This window comes from Microbacterium sp. K36 (assembly GCF_004794355.1).
Lineage (GTDB): Bacteria > Actinomycetota > Actinomycetes > Actinomycetales > Microbacteriaceae > Microbacterium > Microbacterium paraoxydans_D.
This window is the reverse complement of sequence record NZ_SSDN01000100.1, coordinates 90195-109751: the sequence shown is the minus strand read 5'-3', so window position 1 is coordinate 109751 and position 19557 is coordinate 90195. Positions and strand designations below refer to the sequence as shown.

The window sequence follows — 19557 nt, the reverse complement described above, 5'->3', positions numbered from 1 at the left end:
TCCCCCTCCGGGAGGACCTTCGCTCAGAGCGAACCGGCGTATGTATCACTTGAATGACACAACTTGTGATAGACATATGACACAAAGAACGGAGTCCGTCATGCCGAACGCCACCCCGCCCGACATCGTCGGTGCCGTCCTCTCGTCGCCGGTCGTCTCGTTCGCCGTCGGCCTCGTCATCGCCGCGCTTCTGACCTTCACGCCCTGGTGGCGCGCGCGTGCGGCGACGGCGACCCGGCTGACGCGCGATGAAGCGGTCGCCGTGGGCGCACGCTATTCGCCCGAGCGACGGCTCCTCGCCGGCGGCGCCCTGGTGGTCCTCGGGACGGGGGTGACGGTGGAGGTGCTCGCCCGGCACGTGCTGCCGCTGGACGGCGAGGTGTCCTGGTGGCGCTACGCCGCTCCCGTGTTCGCCACCGCCGCCGTCATCGCCGCGCTGGGGCTCGCGATCGGCGTTCGAGGTGCGCGCCACGCGACCCAGCCGGTGGCCACCGGGACCCGGCGGACCTGGCTCTCCTTCAGCTCCCGCGGCGGCATCGTGGCGGCGGGCATCGCGCTGCTCGGGCTCATCCTCACGACGATCGCGGCCGGCTGCGCCTCCTCGAACATCGACGGCGGGCCCTTCGTGTTCCTGGAGATCCCCGCACCGAACACCGACGTCGACCCGGTGCGGCTGTGGTTCTACGGGTGGGCGTACGGCGTCGCGGTGCTGCTCTGCTGCGCGCTCCTCGCCGGGGCGGTGATGTGGGCGCTGTGGGCGAACGCCACACGTCCGTTCCTCCGTCCGCAGACCGTTCCCGCCGAACACCGCGAACGTCGCCGGATCGCCGCGGGGGTCGCCCAGATCGCGACCGGAGGCATCCTGCTCACGCTGGCCGCCGCCTGGCGGTTCATCGGGAGCGCGGGGCGGATCGGGCCCCTGACGATCGAGGGCGAGGGCACGTTCGAGATCGTCTGGCGGTATGCCGACATCGCCCGCGCGGCCGGTGCGGCGGCTCCTGTGCTGGAGGTCGTCGCCGTAGCACTCCTGGTGCTCGCGGCGCCGGCCCTGCTACCGGACCGCGCCCGCAGGTCGAGGGCTTCCGCGACGGCGGCGACGCGGCAGCCGGAGGACGCGCGATGACGCCGCGCTCTCCGCTGTCCGCCGCCGACGACACGCTTCCGGCTCGGGACATCTATCGGCAGTTCCGCGGGCTCATCGTCTCCGGCCAGCTCGGCGCCGGCGAACGTCTGCCGTCGGTCCGGCAGACGGCCGGCGACCTCGGCGTCGCTCCGGGGACGGCTGCGCGCGCCTACAAGATGCTCGAAGCCGACGGCCTGGTCGTCTCACGCACCGCGGCGGGCACACGCGTCGCAGACTCCGCCGCCGTGCTGCCGGCGGCGGTGATCCGGCGGATTCGGGAGCTGGTCGACGCCGCGCAGGAGGCCGGCCTCGAACCCGACGATGTCACCGACGTGATCCGGGCGACCTGGGACTCCCGCCGCCGCGCCGCCGTCGTCCCCGAAGAGAGCTGAGGCGCGCGTCAGAACAGCGCCGGCTGCGGGACGTAGTCGCGGGCGGGCTCCCCGGCGTCGGGTCCGAGCTCGGCGAGGGATGCGGGCTGCCATTTCGGGTCGCGGTCCTTGTCGACGACCTGCGCCCGGATCCCCTCCACGAGATCGGGGTGCTCGTTCACGAACCAGAGCACCCGGCGGTACTCGCCCTCGAGTGCCGCTCGGAGCCCGCTCATCCCCCGCGCCTCCCGCACGGCATCGAGCGTGACGACGAGCCCGGTCGGGGCCAGCCCGTCGAGCAGGTCGGCGACGGCCGCAGCCTCGTCGGTGCCGAGCGCGCGGAGCCGCTCCAGGATCTCGGGGACGGTCGGGGCGGCGAAGGCGTCGTCGATCCACTCCCGCGCGGCGGGGAGCGCAGACGGCTCCGGCGTCTCGTCGAACAGCAGGACGATCTCGCTGGGGCTCGTCGGATCGGCGCGGTAGGCGAGAGCCTCACGCAGGGCATCGAGGCGGTCGGAGGGGACGAAGTGGTCGGCGAATCCCGCGTACACGGCATCGGCACCGTTCATCGTCGTCCCGGTGAGACCGAGGTACTCGCCGAGGCGCCCCGGCGCCCGCCCCAGCAGCCAGGTGCCGCCGACATCGGGCGTGAAGCCGATCCGGGTCTCCGGCATGGCGAGCTTCGAGCGCTCGGTGACCACGCGGATCGCGGCATGCCCCGCGAGACCGATGCCGCCGCCCATCGTGATGCCATCGGCGAGCGCGACCACGGGCTTGGGGTACTCCGCGATCATGGCGTTCATCGCGTACTCCCGACGGAAGAACTCCGCGGACTGCTCCGGATGACCCGAGGTGATCTGGCTGTGCAGGCGGCGCACGTCGCCACCTGCGCACATCCCACGCTCGCCCTCGCCGTCGAGGAGGACGATCTGCACGTCGGAGTCGTCACGCCAGGCGATGAGCGCCTCCGTGATGGTCGCGATCATGTCCTCGTCGAGCGCATTGATCGCCTCGGGGCGGTTGAGCGTGAGCCGCCCGAGCGCTCCTTCGGTGCGGATGAGGACACGGGGCGCGGCGGGGGTATCGGTCACGGGTGCCAGGCTACCCCGTCGCATGCGGCCGGATTCCGCACGAAATGCGGGTTCCGGGGCGGTTTTCCGGCAGGATAGGAGGAACTGTTCATCGCAACGAGAGGTCCCGGATGCCCGAAGGACAGGTGCTCGAATTCACGAATGTGACGAAGCGCTTCAACGAGGTGACGGCCGTCTCGGACTTCTCCGCACGGGTCGAGCCCGGCGCGGTCACTGCTTTCCTCGGCCCCAACGGCGCCGGCAAGACGACGACCCTGCGCATCCTGCTCGGCCAGGTGCGCGCCACGTCCGGCACCGCCACGATCGGCGGCGTCGCGTACGCCGAGCTGCGTCAGCCGCTGCGCACCATCGGCGCGGTGCTGGAGGAGACGGCCTACCGGCCGCGCCGCACGGCCAGCCGTCAGCTCACGATCGCAGCGAAGGCCAACGGGATCCGCCTGGCGCGCGTCGACGAGGTCATCTCCCTCGTCGGCCTGGAGGGCGAAGCGGATACCCGCATCGGCGGATTCTCGCTCGGCATGCGCCAGCGCCTCAGCGTCGCCCACGCACTCCTCGGCGACCCGGGAGCGCTCGTCTTCGACGAGCCGGCGAACGGTCTCGACCCGGAGGGCATCCGCTGGATGCGCCTGCTGATGCGTCGCCTCGCCGACGAAGGCCGCACGGTCCTGGTCTCCTCCCATGTGCTTAGCGAGATCGAGCAGGTCGCCGACCACGTGCTCGTGCTCTCCAAGGGACGCCTCGTGCTGTCCAGCGGCATCGAGACGCTGGCCGACCCGGCCGGCGGTTCGGTGGTGGTCGACTCCGTCGATCGTCCCGGCCTCACGACCGCCCTGGTCGCCGCGGGCTTCGACATCGAGGTGCTCCGCTCCGGTCTGACCGTGCGGGGCACGGACGCGAGCCGGGTGGGCGCCGTTGCGGCGGACGCCGGCATCGCTCTCAGCACCCTCGTGCAGCGCGGCCCGACGCTGGAGGACGTCTTCATCGACCTCATGCGCGGCGGCCGCTTCGACACGGCGCCTGCACTGGAGCAGCCCGAAGACTCGGCGACCGACGCCCAGACGACCACGACGGGCGATGCGGCCGCCGGTGCCGCCGCCTCGGCCCTCGCGGCCGGCGGAGCCGCGGCTCTCGCCGATGACCTCAGCACGGAGACCCCCGGCGACGCCGCGGCCACGGAGTCCGACGACGATGACGAGACGGTGGGAGCCGAGGGCCCCGTCGACGACGAGACGACCCCGCTCGTGACCGTGGTGGAGACCGCTGCGAACGATGACGCCACCCAGGTCGTCCCCGTCGTCGAGGAGACCGTCGCGCTGACGTTGGCCGATGTCGAGGAGGAGACGGGCGCGACGCCCGACACCGCGTCCGATGCGGAGTCCGACTCCTCGCGCTCGTTCGACGACATCCTCTCCGGCGCTCCCGCGCCGGTGCCCGCGACCGAGTCCCCGCGACGCTCTTTCGCCGCCCTGTTCGCGGCATCCTCCGCCGAGATGGCAGACGAAGACACGAAGGCCGGGGAGGCGCGCACGTCGCCCGAGCAGTCGGCGGGACAGGACGCTCCCGCCCCAGGGGAGTCGGACGAGACGACGCGCGACGCGTCCCTCCCCGCAGAGGGCGCCGAGGCCGAGGGGGTTGAAGCTCCGTCTGAGATCGACGCCGCCGACGGCTCGATCGGCGCCGAGGCCGCGGAGTCCGCAGCCGACGAGGCGGGCCCCGCGGGCGTGGAGTTCTTCGCCGAGCTCGACGCCGCGGCCGCCCCGAACGACGAGGGCGCGACCGCCGACACGACGGAGCCGGCAGACGCGTCCGACCCCGCGAGCGACGACGAGGACCCGCGATCCGCGGCCGTGAGCTCCATGCTCGCCGCCGCCGCCCGCGCTTACTACGAGGACGAGCCCCGGGACTACCCGCTCGCGTCCGGGGAGGGCGACGCCCCCGCCGAGGCCGCATCGCCTGAAGAGCAGGAGTCCTCGGAGGGCGAGCCCTCGGAGGAGTCCGGTGCGCATGCTCCGGACCAGGAACAGGCGCCCGACACCGATGCGGACGAAGACCACGGGGCGCACTCCGACGAGAACCACGGCTGAACCGCGCACACGAACGCCCTCCCGATCGGGAGGGCGTTCTGCGTCTGGGGTCAGGCCGGACGCGGCCGGATGACGGGCCGGCGGCTGCCCTTCGAGACCGGAGTCGGGGCCGTGGCGACGATCTCCTCGACTGTCGCGGGCTCCTCCGAGACCGGAAGGCGGAGCGCCTGCGTCAGCGCGAGGCCGTGCCGGGTGGTCAGGATCAGGCGGTTGTACTGCGGGTCGCCCTCGAGATCGACGACCACGCTGGGGCGACGGCGACGGATCAGCACGAAGTCGAGGCTGCCTGCCGCTTTCCAGCTCCCGGCTGCCAGGACGCCCGGGATGTGGGTACCCGGATTGGGGACCCCGCGGAGCCAGGTCCAGGCGTCATCCGTCAGCTGGACCTTGGTGATCGTGTCGCGCACGATGCGCACGTTCTCACGGTGGAAGGTGGCGGCACGTTCGATGGGCGAAAGCACGACCTCGAGTTGCGTCTGGTCCAGCAACAACGTCACCATGCCCCCAGTCTGCCAGCGCCGCCCTCCCGGTTGGCTGGAAGTTGCTCACAGGAACGCAACGATCCCTTGTCGGAATCCCCCACGCTCTGCCCTCACCGCTCGTTCGCGAGGACAGGCCGCCGCGCAAGAACAGGCGCTGCCGCGGGCCTAAGCCTGACCCCGCGCGAAGACCTGATGTCGACGGCCTCGCGACCACCGCTCCCTACGCAGGCATCCGCTCGACATCAGGCAGCAGGGTCCAGCCGTGCCTGTTCCCGCGCGGGCGCCTGTCCTCGCGGGAAAAGGCAGCGGCGGCAGCAGTCAGGGGCGCGCGGTGGCGGCCGCCTGCGCGGCATGCGGCAGGGCTTCCTCGATGCGCTGCAGTTCGTCCTCGCCGTGGGCGGCGGTGAGGAACCAGGCCTCGAAGACGCTCGGCGGCAGCGCGACGCCGTGCTCGCGCATCGCGTGGAAGAACGCCGCGTACCGGAACGACTCCTGTGCTTGCGCCTCGGCGTAGTCGCGCGGAGCGGAGGCGCGGAACGAGGCGCTGAAGAGGTTGCCGGCGGACGCGAGGGCGTGGGTCACCCCGGCGTCGGCGAGCGCGCGGTCGAGGGCCGTCGAGACCCGAGCGGCTGCGGCGTCGACGGTCGCGTAGACCTCCGGCGTCGCGAGGCGGAGCGTGGCCAGGCCCGCCGCCACCGAGAGCGGGTTCCCGGAGAGCGTCCCCGCCTGGTAGACGGGACCGAGGGGGGCCAGGAGGTCCATGACCTCGGCACGACCTCCGAGGGCCGCCAGCGGCATACCGCCGCCGACGACCTTGCCGAAGGTCAGGATGTCGGGAAGGTAGTCCTCCCCCGCCGCCGCCTGGAGGCCCCAGAAGCCCGCGGGGTGCACCCGGAAGCCGGTGAGGACCTCGTCGAGGATCATCAGAGCACCGTGGGCGTGCGCGGTCTCCGCGATGAGGCGGTTGAAGCCCGGCAGCGGAGGGACGACGCCCATGTTCGCGGCCGAGGCCTCGACGATGACGGCCGCGATGCGGGGACCGTGCTCGGCGAAGACGGCGGCGAGCGCCTCGGGGTCGTTGTAGCGGATCACGAGCGTCTGCGCGGCGATCGGCGCGGGTACGCCGGCCGAACCGGGAAGCGCCAGCGTGGCGACCCCGGATCCGGCTTCCGCGAGCAGGCCGTCGGAGTGGCCGTGATAGTGACCGGCGAACTTCACGAGCAGATCGCGGCCGGTCGCACCGCGGGCGAGGCGGATGGCCGTCATGGTGGCCTCGGTGCCGGTCGAGACGAGACGGACGCGCTCCACGGGACGGATCTCGCCGAAGCGGACGCGGTCGGCGATGAGCGCCGCGAGCTCGACCTCCCCCTCGGTCGGCGCACCGAAGGAGAGCCCGCGGGTCGCGGCTTCCTGCACCGCGGCGACGACCTCGGGCTGCGCGTGTCCGAGCAGCGCGGGGCCCCAGGACGCGACGAGGTCGACGTACTCGCGTCCCGCGGCGTCGGTCACGGTGGCGCCACGCGCCGAGGCGAGGAACCGGGGCGTCCCGCCGACCGACCCGTAGGCGCGCACCGGAGAGTTCACCCCACCGGGGATCACCGCTCGGGCGGCAGAGAAAAGGTCGTCATTGCGGTCGGTCATCGAGGCTCCTCCGTGATGCACGGAACTCTCCCGGCATCCCTTCCAGGCTAGCCCGCCGCGTCTCCCCCGGAGGCCGCCGGCAGTCAGCAGGACGGGTCAGCCGCGCAGCCAGCGGGCCGCCTCGGTGGCCCAGTACGTGAGCACGGCATCGGCGCCCGCGCGGCGGATCGACAGCAGCGACTCGAGGACCGCGGCGCGCCGATCGATCCAGCCGTTCGCGGCGGCGGCCTCGATCATCGCGTACTCGCCCGACACCTGGTACGCCCAGACCGGGACGGTCACGGCGTCGCGCACCTCGCGGAGCACGTCGAGGAAGGCCATCGCCGGCTTCACCATGACGATGTCGGCGCCCTCGTCCTCGTCGACCAGCGCCTCGCGCACGCCCTCGCGACGGTTGCCGGGGTCGAGCTGATACGTGCGGCGGTCGCCCTGGAGCTGCGAGTCCACGGCCTCGCGGAACGGGCCGTAGAACGCGCTCGCGTACTTCGCGGCGTACGCCAGGATGAGGGTGTCGGTGAAGCCCTCGGCGTCGAGCGCCTGACGGATCACGGCGACCTGGCCGTCCATCATCCCGGACAGCCCGAGCAGCTGCGAGCCCGCGCGCGCCTGGGCGAGAGCCATCGAGGCGTACCGCTCCAGGGTCGCGTCGTTGTCCACCGAGCCGTCGGAGGCGAGGACGCCGCAGTGCCCGTGGTCGGTGAACTCGTCGAGGCAGAGGTCGGTCTGCACGACGAGCGCATCACCGACCTCGGCCGCCAGCGCCTCCGTGGCGACGTTCAGGATGCCCTGCGGGTCGTCCGCGCCGGAGCCGCGGGCGTCGCGGACCGCGGGAACGCCGAACAGCATGACGCCGCCCACTCCGGCCTCGGCGGCCTCGACGGCGGCCGCTCGCAGCGAATCGATCGAGTGCTGAGCGACACCGGGCATCGATCCGATGGGGACCTGCCCGCTGAGGCCCTCGCGGACGAAGAGCGGGAGCACGAGCTGGCGCGGCTCGAGAGAGGTCTCGCGCACGAGGTCGCGAACAGCGCGCGACTGGCGCAGTCGGCGCAGACGGATGTCGGGGAAGCTCACGGCGCGAACTCGTCTGCCGCGTGCGGAAGGGTGAACTGCGACACGGCATCGATCAGCGCGTCGATGGTCTGCCGATCGGCCACCACCGAGACGGGGAGACCGGCACGCTCGGCGTCCTTGGCCGTGCGCGGGCCGATGGCCGCGAGCAGCGTCTCGTCCGGGATCTCGGGGAACTGCTCGCGCACCTGCTCGGCCACCGATCCGCTGGTGATGAGGATCGCGTTGATCCGGCCGTTCTCGACGTCGCGGCGGATGCGCTCCGTCACCGGGACACCGACCGTGCGATAGGCGACCACCCCGTGCACGTCGTGCCCCGCGTCGGACAGGAGAAGGCTGAGGACGGGCTTGGCGATCTCGCTGCGCAGGGCCAGGATACGGCGCGGCTCATGCTCCAGGGCGATGAGCTGCTGCGCCATGCCCTGCGCGGAGTTGTCCTGTTCCGGGACGAGGGCGACCTCGTAGCCCACGGCCTGCAGCGCCGCGGCCGTCGTCTCGCCCACGGCCGCGATCTTCGTGGTCTTCGGCACGACGGCACGGTGCGCGAACAGCACGTCCACCGTGGTCGCGCTCGTGACGGTCAGCCAGTCGAACTCCCCGGCCGCGAGCTGCTCCAGCGCGCGGTCGAGCGTCGCCTGATCGGTCGTCGGAGCGAAGTTGATGAGGGGGGCGACGACGGGGACGGCGCCCAGAGCCCGGAGGCTCGCGGCGACGCTGTCACCCCAGGGGCCGCCACGGGGCACGAGGATGCGCCAGCCGTCCAGCGGTCGGTCCTGCTTGCTTTCAGAAGTGGTCATGACAATTCGGATTGCTCTTGAGGGACGAGGTCGGCCGCCCCTTGATCGAGCAGCCGACGGGCAACAGCGAGCCCGAGTTCACGCGCTGCGTGCATCGGGTCTGCACCATCGGCAGCATCCGCACCATTGCCACTGCCGTTCCGATGAATATACTCCCCGTTCAGGGCTTCCGTGACGTCCAGCCCGATCCGACGACCGCCGTCCGGGGCGTAGACCACCGTCCTGACGCGGATCTCGGAGCCCTGGACGATCGCGTGCGCGGCCATGGGGGCTTGACAACCGGCATCCAGTCCCTCCAGGATGGCGCGCTCGACCGTGATCGCCAGCCGCGTCTCCCGATGATCCAGCGCCGACAGCGCCGTGCGCAGGTCCTCCGGCGCATCCGCCCGCGTCTCGACGGCCAGAGACCCCTGGCCCGGAGCCGTCGGCCATTCCGCCAGCCCCAGCTCCTCGCGATGCAGCGGCGAGTCCGTGCCGAGCCGCGAGAGTCCGGCAGCAGCGAGGATCACGGCGTCCAGCTCGCCGGACGCGACCCGCGCGAGGCGGGAGTCGACGTTGCCGCGGATGTCCACGACGTGGGCGCGGGGCGCACGACGGTGGACCTGCGCGATGCGTCGCGGCGAGCCGGTGCCGACGGCGCTCCCTGCGGGCAGCTCGTGCAGGGGGATGCCGTGGCGGGTGAGCACGACGTCGCGGGCGTCTTCCCGTCGGGGCGTCGCCGCGATGACGAGCGACTCCGGAACCGCTGTCGGGAGGTCCTTCAGCGAGTGCACGAGGAAGTCGCACTCACCGGCGAGGAGGGCTTCGCGGAGCCGGGTGGCGAAGATGCCGAGGCCGCCGATCTCGGACAGCGAGGCGCGGTTGGTGTCGCCTTCGCTGGTGATCGGGACGAGTTCGACGCGGCGACCGGTGACCTTCTCCAGCGCGGCGGCGACGTGACCGGACTGCGCCTGCGCGAGCGCGCTGCGACGGGTGCCGAGACGGATGGGGGTGCTCATGGCGCTTACTGCAGCACGTCCGCGATCTCGTCGAGGCGCAGGCGGCGCCCGGTGTAGAAGGGCACCTCCTCCTTCACGAACATGCGGGCGTCGGTGTAGCGGAGGTCGCGCATCATGTCGACGAGGTCGGTCAGCTCGTCGGCCTCGAGCGGCAGCAGCCACTCGTAGTCACCCAGGGCGAAGGAAGCCACGGTGTTGGCGATGACGCCGGTGAACGCCGCACCCTTGCGCCCGTGATCGGCGAGCATCGCACGCCGGTCACTCTCCGGCGCGAGGTACCACTCGGGCGTGCGGACGAACGGGTAGAGGCAGAGCCAGTCCTTGGGCTCGATGCCGCGGAGGAAGCCGGGGACATGCGCGCGGTTGAACTCCGCATCGCGGTGGACACCCATGACGTTCCACACCGGGAGGAGCGAGCGCAGCATCTCGGTGCGGCGCAGGCGGCGGAGGGCCTTCTGCAGCTCCTCGGCGGTGGCGCCGTGCAGCCACACCATGAGGTCCGCGTCGGCCTTGAGCCCGGAGACGTCGTAGAAGCCGCGGACGGTGACGCCGGAATCCTCGATGTAGGAGACGATCGACTCGAGCTCGGTCGCATCGTTCTCGGTGACGGGGGCGTTGGGGTTGCGTCGCCAGACGGCCCAGAGGGTGTAACCGGACGGGTTCTCTTCGCGCAGGTCGGACATGATCCCAGTCTGCCCCCTTTGCGGAGGAGCCGCTAATCAGGGGAATACTGCCCCCACGCGAGGGCGGTGCGCGGGTGGATCAGCGGGCGATGGCGCGGGCGATGGCCCACACAGCCCCACCGACGGCGGCGGCGATCCCCACGGTCGCGGCGATCGCCGCGGCGGGGTTGCGGTCCGCGAACGCGCGCGCCTTCACAGCAGCCCGTGCGGACGCCTTCTCGACGCGTCGCGGGATGTTCCCCTTGACCTCGATGGCGGCCAGGGCCGCCTTCAACTCGGCCCGCGCCGAGGCGACGGGGTCGACGATGCCCGCGGGGACCGCGGTGCGCGGCAGCGACTCAGGGGTGCTCATCGCCGGCCTCCTTCACGATTCGGATGTCCTCGGCCACGGCCTGCGCCGGGTTCTGGCGGCGGAGCACCTTGCGGAACTTCAGGATGCCGAGCAGCGCGAACAGCAGCACGGCGACGATGAGGATGCCGAAGACCGCCAGTGCAGAGAGCCACACCGGCCACCACGACGACAGTCCCGCGATCGCGAAGACGAGGATCACGGGCACGGCCCAGAACAGGAAGAACAGCGCGACGAGGAACCAGACCGAGCCGACCCCAGCGTCCTTCGCCGTGCGCGACACCCACGCCTTGGCCGCGTCGATCTCGGCCTTGACCAGATTCGTGACGAGCTCCGGCAGGTCGCCGAGCAGCGTCAACAGACTGTCGTCGGCGCGATCCCGATATCCGCGGGGCATGTCAGTCGTCGGACTTCCGCGGGGCGGGCTTCTTCGCGGCCGGCTTCGCCCCGGCGGGCTTCTGGGCCTCGGCGGCGCGCTCCTTGACCTCGTCGACCGCGTCCTCCGCGGCGTCAGAGATCTCCTCGGCAGCGTCCTTGCCGGAGGCGATGACGGCGTCCAGCTTCTGCCCGGGCGTGCCGTCGCCCGTGACCGACTTGACGATCTTCACGGCGCCGGTCCAGACGGCGCCCGGGACCGCGGCGGCCTTGTCGCCGACGAAGCCCTTGACCTTGTCCACGCGCTCCTGCACCGGGTCGGTGTTCCAGACCTTCAGCCACTGCGTCTTGATCTGCTCGTAGCGCTCGCGTCCTGCGCGGGTGCCGAGCACATAGCCGACGCCGAGTCCGACGACGAGTCCGATCTTCCCCTTCATGGGGTCTCCTCACGTTGTTCCGGCTGTGGTCCGTCCCGGGGGACGCCGATCGCCCGCGTCTCCACCGCGATCAGGTACCCAGCGTAACGCCGTATGCCGATTTCGGCATCAATCGATCAGAGGGTTGACACGGAGCGCCCGACCGCACTCGCGCGCCGCGCGCGCTCAGTCCCAGAGGAGGGCGTGGCGCAGGCGCTCCGCTTCCTCCGCGGCATCCGGGACGACCTGCGCGAGCCCGGTGCCCGCGAGCCACGCGCCCACGGCGGCCAGCCCTGGCACGGCCTGCACGGCCTGACGCGCCGCCGCGCGCCGTGCCCCCGACCCGATGATCGACGCGGGCTGCGCCTGCACGAAGCGCCCCCGATGACCCGCCACGACCTGATCGGCGGTCAGGGGGACCCCCAGGAGCGCCGACGCCTCCCGGCGGGCGAGCTCGATCGCGGCGTCGTCAACCAACGCCGCGGTGGCCGCCGGTTCGCCCTGGGCGCCGAACGAGACGCGGACGACCTCGCGGTCGCCGGCCGCCTCCCGCACCCACGACCACTTCGCCGTGGAGTGCGTGAGCGCCTTCGCCGTGTGGCTGTGCGGCACGGTGAGCACGCCGGTGCCTCGGGGTGCGGTGCGCAGCGAGGGCGCGTCCAGCAGCAGGCTGATGATCTCGATCTCGGGGGCGGGCGCGGCGTCGGCCGCTGCGAGAGCGGGCACGACGCCCGCGAGCAGTTCCCGCGCCGTGTGCTCGGAGGTCGCGACGATCACCGCGTCGGCCACGAGTTCCGCCTCCTGGGTCGTCTCCTCCCCCTCGACCTGCTCCTCCGCGGCCGGCTCCTCGACCAGCACGCGCCAGGTGGTGCCGTCGGTGGTGAGGCGACGAGCACGGACGTGGGTGCGCACGGTCGCGCCGAGTTCGTCGAGGTCGGCCGCCAGGGCGTCGACGAGCACGTTCATGCCGCCGACGAGGCCCTCCACGGCCGCGCCCGGGGTCTTCGCGCCGCGCGACGCGCCCTCACCGCGGAGGGCCAGCACGGCCCCGGACAGGGAACCGACGCGGGTGAGGGCGGCGTTGAGTCCGGGGGCGGCGACATCGATGTCCACGTCGTCCGGGGACGCGGAGTAGACGCCGGTCGTGACGGGGGCGACGAGGCGGTCGCGCACCTTCTCCCCCATGCGCGAGGCGACGAGGCGACCGAGGCTGAGCTGGTGCCCGATCGTGAGCGGCGGGCGCACCCGATCGAGATAGGCCCGCCAGGCGCCGGACCAGCCGATGATGCGGCGGACGTCGTCCTGGAACGGGTTGCCGGGGATGCCGAGGATGCCGCCGGCCGGAAGCGGAGCCGCGCCGCCGCCGGGGAGCCCGGCGAGCCACGCCCCTCCCGCCTGCGGCGTCACGACGCGGTCGGAGAGGCCGAGGTCGTCCACGAGGGCTCGGACGTGTCCGCCCTTCGTCGCGTAGCTCTCGGCCCCGGCGTCGACGACGACCCCGTCCAGGGCCACCCTGCGGATCACGCCGCCCAGGGCCTCTGACCCCTCGAGCAGCGTCACCCGCATGCCGACCTTCGCGCATTCGCGGGCGGCCACCAGTCCGCCGACGCCGCCACCCACCACGACGACGTGCTTCCGTGCGGCACGGGCGGCCAGGTCGGCGGGTGCGGGGTGCTCGGGACTCATGCCTCCATCCTTTCACCGCCCCTGTGCTTCGAATCGCCCGATTGGCCGGATAATCGCCGCGGATGCAGCCAGGTGCGCGATTCGAACGGAGGTCAGGCCCGACGCTTCGGTCTGTCGGACCTGCGGCTGGCGCGCGCGCTTCGAATCGCGTGAATGGCTGCATCTGGGCCGCAGATCCAGCAAAGCAGGCGATTCGAACGGAGGTCAGCCGGCGTGCACGAGCTCGACGATGCGCGTGAGCTGGTCGGGGTCGGTCTCCGGCGGCACGCCGTGGCCGAGGTTGAGGATGTGTCCGCGGGCCGCGCGACCGCGCTCGAGCACGTCGCGCACATGCGCCTCGAGCACCGGCCACGGCGCGCCGAGGAACGCGGGGTCGATGTTCCCCTGTACCGAGACGTCGGGGCCGAGGATCGCGGCGGCCTCATCGAGGGGCAGCCGCCAGTCGACCCCCACACCGTCCGCGATGCCGTCGAGCCGCATGTCGCCGAGGAAGGGACCGGTGCCGACGCCGAAGTGGATGGTCGGGACCCCGATGCCGTCCAGCGCCGTGCGGGAGTGCGGCGCCACGAAGGTGCGGTAGTCGGCGGGGCTGAGGGAGCCCGCCCAGCTGTCGAAGAGCTGCACGACCGCGGCGCCGGCATCGCGCTGCGTCTCCAGGAACCGCCGTGAGATCTGCGCCAGCCAGCCCGCGAGACGGTGCCAGGCCTCGGGCTCCGCGTGCATCATGCCGCGCGCACGCAGGTGCTCCTTGGACGGACCGCCCTCGACGAGGTACGCGGCGAGGGTGAAGGGCGCCCCCGCGAAGCCGATGACCGGGGTGTCGCCGAGCTCCGCGACGACGATGCCGACGGCCTCCGCGATGGCGCTGCCGTCCAGGCTCTCCGGATCGATGGCCGTGATGCGGTCGACGTCCGCGACCGTCCGCACCGGGTTCGCGAAGACGGGGCCGCGACCGGGCTCGATCTCGACCTCCACGCCGGCGAGACGCAGCGGGATGACGATGTCGCTGAAGAAGACCGCTGCGTCGACGCCGTGCCGCCGCACCGGCTGCAGGGTGATCTCGGCGGCGAGGTCGGGGGTGAGGCAGGCGTCGAGCATCCTCGTGCCGACCCGCAGCTCCCGGTACTCGGGCAGGGAGCGGCCGGCTTGGCGCATGAACCAGACCGGAGCGGTGGCGGGGCGGTCGCCGGTGAGGGCGCACAGCAGCGGGGCGTCGGAGAGTGCCATGCCCCCATCCTCCCATCCGGCGTATAGGGAGCAGCCGAGTCCCGGCTTCGGATGCTCGGGTACAATCGAAGGGTGCTGCTGTGTGTGACGGCGAGTCACAAGACCGCCTCCTTCGAACTGCTCGAACGCCTGAGCCGCACCCCCGACGACGTCGCTCCCACCATCGTGGGCATGGCGCCGTGCGTGCAGGGTGCCGTGGTCCTGGCGACGTGCAACCGCTTCGAGGCGTACGTGGAGATGGACGAGCCGGTGACCGCGGCCGGCGCCATCGGCGTGGAAGCCGTGATCGAGGCGGTCGAGTCCGCGACCGGCATCCCCGCCGCCGATCTCGACGGCGCCTATGCCGTGCACTCCGGCCGCCGCGTCGCCGAGCACCTCTTCTCCGTCGCCTCCGGCCTCGAGTCCGTCGTCTCCGGTGAGGGTGAGATCGCCGGCCAGGTCCGTCGGGCGCTGAAGTCGGCCCGGAAGGACGGCACCACGTCTCCCGAGCTCGAGCGGCTGTTCCAGCGCGCGAGCCAGGCGCAGCGCAAGGTCAAGAACGTCACCGCCCTCGGCCGCGCCGGGCGCTCGCTCGTGCGCCTCGCGCTGGAGCTCGCGGACAGCCGCATCGCCGACTGGGCCGCCGAGCGCGTGCTGCTGGTCGGTACGGGCGCCTACGCGGCCGTCACTCTCGCGACCCTGCGCGAGCGCGGTGCCGTCGATATCTCCGTCTACTCCCCGTCCGGCCGCGCGGAGATCTTCGCGGCGAAGCACGACATCCGCCCGGTGCCAGCCGAGGAGTATGCCCGCACGGCGGCGCACTCCACGCTGCTGATCACCTGCACCACCGCGACCGAGCCCGTGCTGGGCCCGGAGCACCTGCAGCTCCCGGTCGGCCTCGCCGCCGCGGGCTGCCCCGTCGTCGCCACCAGCGGCACGACCGGTGTCCCGAGCCGGCTCGTGGTCGACCTCGGCATGCCGCGGAACGTCGACCCGGCCGTGGCTGCACTGGAGGGCGTCGCGCTGCTCGACCTGGAGACCATCCGCCTGCACGCCCCGCTGGAGGAGCTGCAGGCGACGGACGCCGCCCGGAGCGTCGTCCGCGAAGCCGCGGAGACCTTCCACGTGGTCGGCGCCCGCCAGAGCGTGACCCCGTCGGTCGTCGCCTTCCGCTCGCACATCTTCGAACTGCTGGAGCGCGAGATCGACCGTGCGCGTGCGCGTGGCGACGAGGACGGCAAGGTCGAGCAGGCCCTGCGTCACCTCTCGGGCGTGCTGCTGCACACGCCGACCGTTCGGGCTCATGAGCTCGCCGCCGCCGGTCGCGCGGACGAGTTCGCCGCCGCGCTTGCGACGCTGTACGGGATCACCCCTGCCGCGGACACCGTCGAGGACGCCGCCACAGCCTGATCCCGCGGGGTGGGAGACTGGAGGCATGGCCCTTCATATCACCGGAGACACCGCCGCCGACGCCCTGCTGACCGAGAACCCGACGGCTCTGCTGATCGGCATGCTGCTGGACCAGCAGATCCCCATGGAGACCGCGTTCACCGGACCGCTCAAGATCGAGCAGCGGACCGGAACCGCGGATGCTGCGGCCATCGCGGGCATGGCACCGGAGGAGTTCCTGGAGGCCTTCCGGCAGACCCCCGCGGTGCACCGGTTCCCCGGTTCCATGGCGACGCGGGTGCAGACGCTGTGCCAGGCACTCGTCGACGACTGGGACGGGGACGCCGCCGCCCTCTGGACGCGACCCTCGACAAACTCAGGCACCCAGCCGAGCGGAGCCGAAGTGCTCGAACGGCTCAAGGCCCTTCCCGGCTTCGGTGAGCAGAAGGCGAAGATCTTCCTCGCCCTCCTCGGCAAGCAGTACGGGTTCACCGGCGAGGGCTGGCGGGAGGCTTCGGCGCCCTACGGCGAGGACGGTTCGTACCGCAGCGTCGCCGACATCGTGTCGCCGGAGTCGCTGACGAAGGTGCGCGAGTACAAGAAGGCGATGAAGGCCGCGGCGAAGGCGGCGAAGTAGTGCAGCCGACCGGGGACGACGTCGCGGGCCTGATCGCCCGCTCCTCCCCGGCCGTGCGTCGCCGTGATGCCGAGACGCTGACCGCTCTCCTGCGGGACATCACCGGGCGCGAGCCGCAGACCTGGGGTTCGATCATCGGGTTCGGCTCCTGTCACTACCGCTACCCCACCGGGACGGAGGGCGACAGCGGCATTCTGAGCTTCGCCCCTCGAAAGTCCGCGACCACGATCTACCTCCTCGACGGCGTGGACGCCCACGCGGAGGCTCTCGGCGCGCTCGGCCCGCACACGACGGGGGTGGGCTGCCTCTACCTCAAGGACCTCGACCGGGTCGACCTCGATGTGCTGCGCGGGATCCTCGAGCGTTCGCGCACCTGGGTCGAGTCCGGCGGCGATGCGCGCATGCACCTGACGGTCACGTCGTAGCTCTCCTTCCTGTCGCCGAGACCCCGGGTTCCCGCCGAAACCCCGGCGTGCGGACGTGCGGAGCCCGGGGTTTCGGCGGGAAGGCGGGGTCTCAGGCGGTGGCCACCCCTTCCTCGACCGTCACGCGCCGCGCATCCGCCGCGTGACGCCGCCACCGCCGGTCGTGCGTCACCGTGACGACGGCGGCGGGGTGGTCGACGAGAGCGTGCTCGAGCTGCTCCACGAGCTCGGGATCGAGATGGTTCGTCGGCTCATCGAGCAGCAGCAGATCGAACGGCGACGACAGGGCGACCGCGAGATCCAGCCGCCGACGCTGCCCGACGGAGAGGGTCCGCACGTCGCGGTCCACCTCCGGCCCGCGGAAGAGCCCATGAGCCAGGAGAGCGTCGTGCGCTTCCCCCGGTGGCGTCCCGGTCCGGGCCGCGAAGACTTCGACGGCGGTACCCCGCAGGCGCGTGTCGACCTCCTGCCGGAGGAAGGCGACCCGCAGCCCGTCGGCGCGGACGAGCGTGCCGGATGCGAGGAGGAGATCGCCGACGAGGAGACGGAGGAGTGTCGTCTTCCCGGCTCCGTTCGGCCCGGTCACGAGCCACCGCGAACCGGCCTCGATCGTCCAGTGCGACACGTCGAGCCGTCGTCCCGGCTCGCGGAGGGAGAGGGCATCGAGGGTCAGGAGCGGGTCGTCGAGCGGTGCGCGATCCTCTGCCGCGACCACGAACCGCAGGGGCTCGGGCGGCGGCGGGCACGGGTTCTCACGCAGCCGCGACAACCTCTCCTTCGCCATGCGGATGCGTCCGACGGCGCCGTGATCACGGCTCCGCGCCCGAAACGCGCCATGACCGAAACCGTCGAGCTCGAGCTTCCGCGGGATCGCCTCCAACCGGAACGCGTTGGCCGCGAGCAGGGACTCGGTGCGGGCGAGCTCGGCCTTCCACTCCTCGTGGCGCGCGGTCGCCGCCCGTCGCTCGGCCTCGCGCGCTCGCAGGAACCCGGCGTAGCCATCGCCGTAGCGGCGGATCCGACCGTCCTCCACCTGCACGACAGCCGTCGCGAAACGGTCCAGGAAGTCCCTGTCGTGCGTCACGATCACCAGCGCTCCCCGATGCGCGGCCAGTCGCGCCTCGAGCCAGGTCAGCGCCCGGTCGTCGAGGTCGTTCGTGGGCTCGTCGAGGAGCAGCAGCTCGGCTCCGGAAGAGAGGGCGACCGCGAGAGCGAGCCGCGCCCGCTCTCCGCCCGACAACGCGGCCACCGATCGCCCGCGGTCCAGCCCGCCCACCCCGAGCTGTTCGAGGGCGGCGTCGATGCGACGGTCGACCTCGTATCCGCCGCGGGACTCGAAACGGTCCTGCAACCGGGCCACGGCGGCCATCTGCTCCGCACGCTCGGAAGGGGTCGCGGCGGCGAGGAGGTCGTACGCACGGGCGAGGTCGTGCTCCAGCGCGCGGAGGTCGCCGAGGAGCTCGTCGATGGCATCGGCCACCGTCGCTCCGTCCGCGAACACGGGGTTCTGCCGGGCATGCGCGACCCCGCCGGGGAGGTCGAGCCGCACCTCCCCGGACGTCGGCGCGAAAACACCGGCGAGCAGATCGAGCAGCGTCGACTTGCCGGCGCCGTTGTCGCCGATGACGGCGAGGCGATCGGCGGGGCCGACGGCGAGATCGATCCGGTCCAGGACGAGTCGGTCGGCGAACCGGACGGAGGCGGCCTGCAGCGCGCACTCGCGATGAGCGCGCGCCGAGGAGTCGGAAGGGGTCGAGAGTACAGGGAACATGAGGGGTCCTCTCCAGCGGCGCACGCGCACCGCCGGGATCTGCGTCGATGACGCGGGGAACAGGAACCTCGACCGCGCCCGGAGTCGGGCGCGTTCGCTCAGGACCCACCGCGGAGAAGAGCTCTCGACGCGGCGTCCCGATCTAGCGAATCAGAGTACCCACGAGGAGCGACCATAGCAGGGTCGCTCAGCGTCCGCCAGACCCCGCTTTCCCGGCGAGACCCCGACGTGTGCCCGCATGCACCCCGGGGTCTCGGCGAGGACCCGGGGTCTCGGCGGATCAGCGAGGGCGGGCGAGGCGGGAGGAGAAGCGGGGGAGGGCGAAGAGGAGGATGATCGCGAGGACGATGCCGCGGACGATCCAGAGGCCGGGCTCCCAGATCACCTCGTAGTTCCCGGGAAGACCGAGGAACGCGGCGATGATCGATCCCCACGACGCGCGGCCGCTGCTGTCGGTGTCGATCGAGAGTCCGCCCACGATGCTCAGCACGCCGAGGCTCAGCAGCACGATCGGCATGATGAGGGCGCCGGGCTTCGCATCCCCGCGCGCGATCAAGCGGATCACGGTCACGAGCGAGACGAGGGGGAAGACGAAGAAGAACCAGACGAGGGCGCCGAGCAGCAGCCCCACGACGATGAAGACCGGCACCCAGAGGAGCATCCAGGGGCCTTCGTCCGCGATGAAGTAGTCCGGGTCACGGAGGATCGCGACGACGAAGCCCGCCAGGGTCCCGAGCGGCAGCACCGCGAGCACCCACCAGAACACGGCCTTCGGCACTCGCTTGCGCTCCCCCAGCCGCGTCATCACGATCTGGATGATGACCGCGGCGGCGAGCGCGGGGATGCCGAACATCGCGATGATGGGCCCCGCGCCGTCGTTCTCCCGCAGGTCGAGCACCGTGAGGATCATCCACGACACCGCGAGCGCCCCGAGCACGATGGCCGCGACCGGACGCACGGGC

Annotated in this window: 20 protein-coding genes; 6 read left to right on the top strand and 14 right to left on the bottom strand. The window is 72.1% G+C overall.

The window, feature by feature from the left end; all coding sequences use genetic code 11:
• Positions 1-100: 100 nt before the first annotated feature.
• Positions 101-1123 (top strand): hypothetical protein, encoded by a 1023-nt coding sequence (locus DW296_RS15680; protein WP_136052965.1) that lies wholly within the window; start codon positions 101-103, stop codon positions 1121-1123.
• A complete protein-coding gene (locus tag DW296_RS15675) occupies positions 1120-1515 on the top strand; it encodes a GntR family transcriptional regulator (protein WP_136052964.1) in 396 nt (131 codons plus the stop codon). The genes DW296_RS15680 and DW296_RS15675 overlap by 4 nt, the downstream gene beginning before the upstream one ends.
• Before the next feature lie 8 nt (positions 1516-1523).
• On the opposite strand, the gene DW296_RS15670 is transcribed toward DW296_RS15675, so the two are convergent.
• Positions 1524-2585, bottom strand: coding sequence for an enoyl-CoA hydratase/isomerase family protein (locus DW296_RS15670; protein WP_240743107.1), 1062 nt, complete (start codon positions 2583-2585; stop codon positions 1524-1526).
• Between the two features lie 110 nt (positions 2586-2695).
• On the opposite strand from DW296_RS15670, the gene DW296_RS16600 reads away from it, so the two are divergent.
• Complete coding sequence (locus DW296_RS16600; protein ID WP_205808029.1) at positions 2696-4669, top strand: ATP-binding cassette domain-containing protein; 1974 nt, start codon at positions 2696-2698, stop codon at positions 4667-4669.
• 50 nt (positions 4670-4719) lie between these two features.
• Here the strand turns inward: DW296_RS16600 and DW296_RS15660 are convergent, their stop codons facing one another.
• From DW296_RS15660 to hemE, 11 genes are all read right to left on the bottom strand, one after another.
• A complete protein-coding gene (locus DW296_RS15660) occupies positions 4720-5169 on the bottom strand; it encodes a hypothetical protein (RefSeq protein WP_136052962.1) in 450 nt (149 codons plus the stop codon).
• A gap of 300 nt (positions 5170-5469) precedes the next feature.
• Positions 5470-6792: a glutamate-1-semialdehyde 2,1-aminomutase gene (gene hemL, locus DW296_RS15655; RefSeq protein ID WP_136052961.1), complete on the bottom strand. Its 1323-nt coding sequence runs from the start codon at positions 6790-6792 to the stop codon at positions 5470-5472.
• Between the two features lie 96 nt (positions 6793-6888).
• Positions 6889-7866 carry a porphobilinogen synthase gene (gene hemB, locus DW296_RS15650; RefSeq protein WP_136052960.1) on the bottom strand — a complete coding sequence of 326 codons (978 nt, stop codon included), beginning with the start codon at positions 7864-7866 and terminating at the stop codon, positions 6889-6891.
• Positions 7863-8660: a uroporphyrinogen-III synthase gene (locus DW296_RS15645; RefSeq protein ID WP_071329214.1), complete on the bottom strand. Its 798-nt coding sequence runs from the start codon at positions 8658-8660 to the stop codon at positions 7863-7865. Before DW296_RS15645 ends, hemB begins: the two co-directional genes overlap by 4 nt.
• A complete protein-coding gene (gene hemC / locus DW296_RS15640) occupies positions 8657-9658 on the bottom strand; it encodes a hydroxymethylbilane synthase (RefSeq protein WP_136052959.1) in 1002 nt (333 codons plus the stop codon). Before hemC ends, DW296_RS15645 begins: the two co-directional genes overlap by 4 nt.
• Positions 9659-9663: 5 nt before the next feature.
• Positions 9664-10341 (bottom strand): hydrogen peroxide-dependent heme synthase, encoded by a 678-nt coding sequence (gene hemQ, locus DW296_RS15635; RefSeq protein WP_240743106.1) that lies wholly within the window; start codon positions 10339-10341, stop codon positions 9664-9666.
• A 79-nt stretch (positions 10342-10420) separates the two neighbouring features.
• On the bottom strand, positions 10421-10693 hold the full coding sequence (locus tag DW296_RS15630) for a hypothetical protein (RefSeq protein ID WP_025104872.1): 273 nt from the start codon (positions 10691-10693) through the stop codon (positions 10421-10423).
• Complete coding sequence (locus DW296_RS15625) at positions 10680-11087, bottom strand: phage holin family protein (protein ID WP_071329218.1); 408 nt, start codon at positions 11085-11087, stop codon at positions 10680-10682. Before DW296_RS15625 ends, DW296_RS15630 begins: the two co-directional genes overlap by 14 nt.
• Before the next feature lies 1 nt (position 11088).
• Positions 11089-11502, bottom strand: coding sequence for a hypothetical protein (locus tag DW296_RS15620; protein WP_136052957.1), 414 nt, complete (start codon positions 11500-11502; stop codon positions 11089-11091).
• 165 nt (positions 11503-11667) lie between these two features.
• Positions 11668-13167, bottom strand: a complete 1500-nt coding sequence (locus tag DW296_RS15615) for a protoporphyrinogen/coproporphyrinogen oxidase (RefSeq protein WP_136052956.1) — start codon at positions 13165-13167, stop codon at positions 11668-11670.
• Positions 13168-13371: 204 nt separating this feature from the next.
• Complete coding sequence (gene hemE, locus DW296_RS15610; RefSeq protein ID WP_136052955.1) at positions 13372-14394, bottom strand: uroporphyrinogen decarboxylase; 1023 nt, start codon at positions 14392-14394, stop codon at positions 13372-13374.
• 72 nt (positions 14395-14466) lie between these two features.
• Between hemE and DW296_RS15605 the strand changes: the two genes are divergently transcribed.
• From DW296_RS15605 to DW296_RS15595, 3 genes are read left to right on the top strand one after another with little or no spacing between them, the layout of a single operon-like run.
• A complete protein-coding gene (locus tag DW296_RS15605; protein ID WP_136052954.1) occupies positions 14467-15783 on the top strand; it encodes a glutamyl-tRNA reductase in 1317 nt (438 codons plus the stop codon).
• A gap of 25 nt (positions 15784-15808) precedes the next feature.
• Positions 15809-16399 carry an HhH-GPD-type base excision DNA repair protein gene (locus DW296_RS15600; RefSeq protein WP_136052953.1) on the top strand — a complete coding sequence of 197 codons (591 nt, stop codon included), beginning with the start codon at positions 15809-15811 and terminating at the stop codon, positions 16397-16399.
• Positions 16399-16824, top strand: a complete 426-nt coding sequence (locus DW296_RS15595; protein WP_136052952.1) for a DUF1801 domain-containing protein — start codon at positions 16399-16401, stop codon at positions 16822-16824. The genes DW296_RS15600 and DW296_RS15595 overlap by 1 nt, the downstream gene beginning before the upstream one ends.
• A gap of 91 nt (positions 16825-16915) precedes the next feature.
• On the opposite strand, the gene DW296_RS15590 is transcribed toward DW296_RS15595, so the two are convergent.
• Both DW296_RS15590 and DW296_RS15585 read right to left on the bottom strand, forming a co-directional pair.
• Positions 16916-18595, bottom strand: a complete 1680-nt coding sequence (locus DW296_RS15590) for an ABC-F family ATP-binding cassette domain-containing protein (RefSeq protein WP_136052951.1) — start codon at positions 18593-18595, stop codon at positions 16916-16918.
• Between the two features lie 280 nt (positions 18596-18875).
• Entirely contained in the window at positions 18876-19553 is a 678-nt protein-coding gene (locus tag DW296_RS15585) for a hypothetical protein (RefSeq protein ID WP_136052950.1), read from the bottom strand.
• Between the last annotated feature and the right edge of the window lie 4 nt (positions 19554-19557).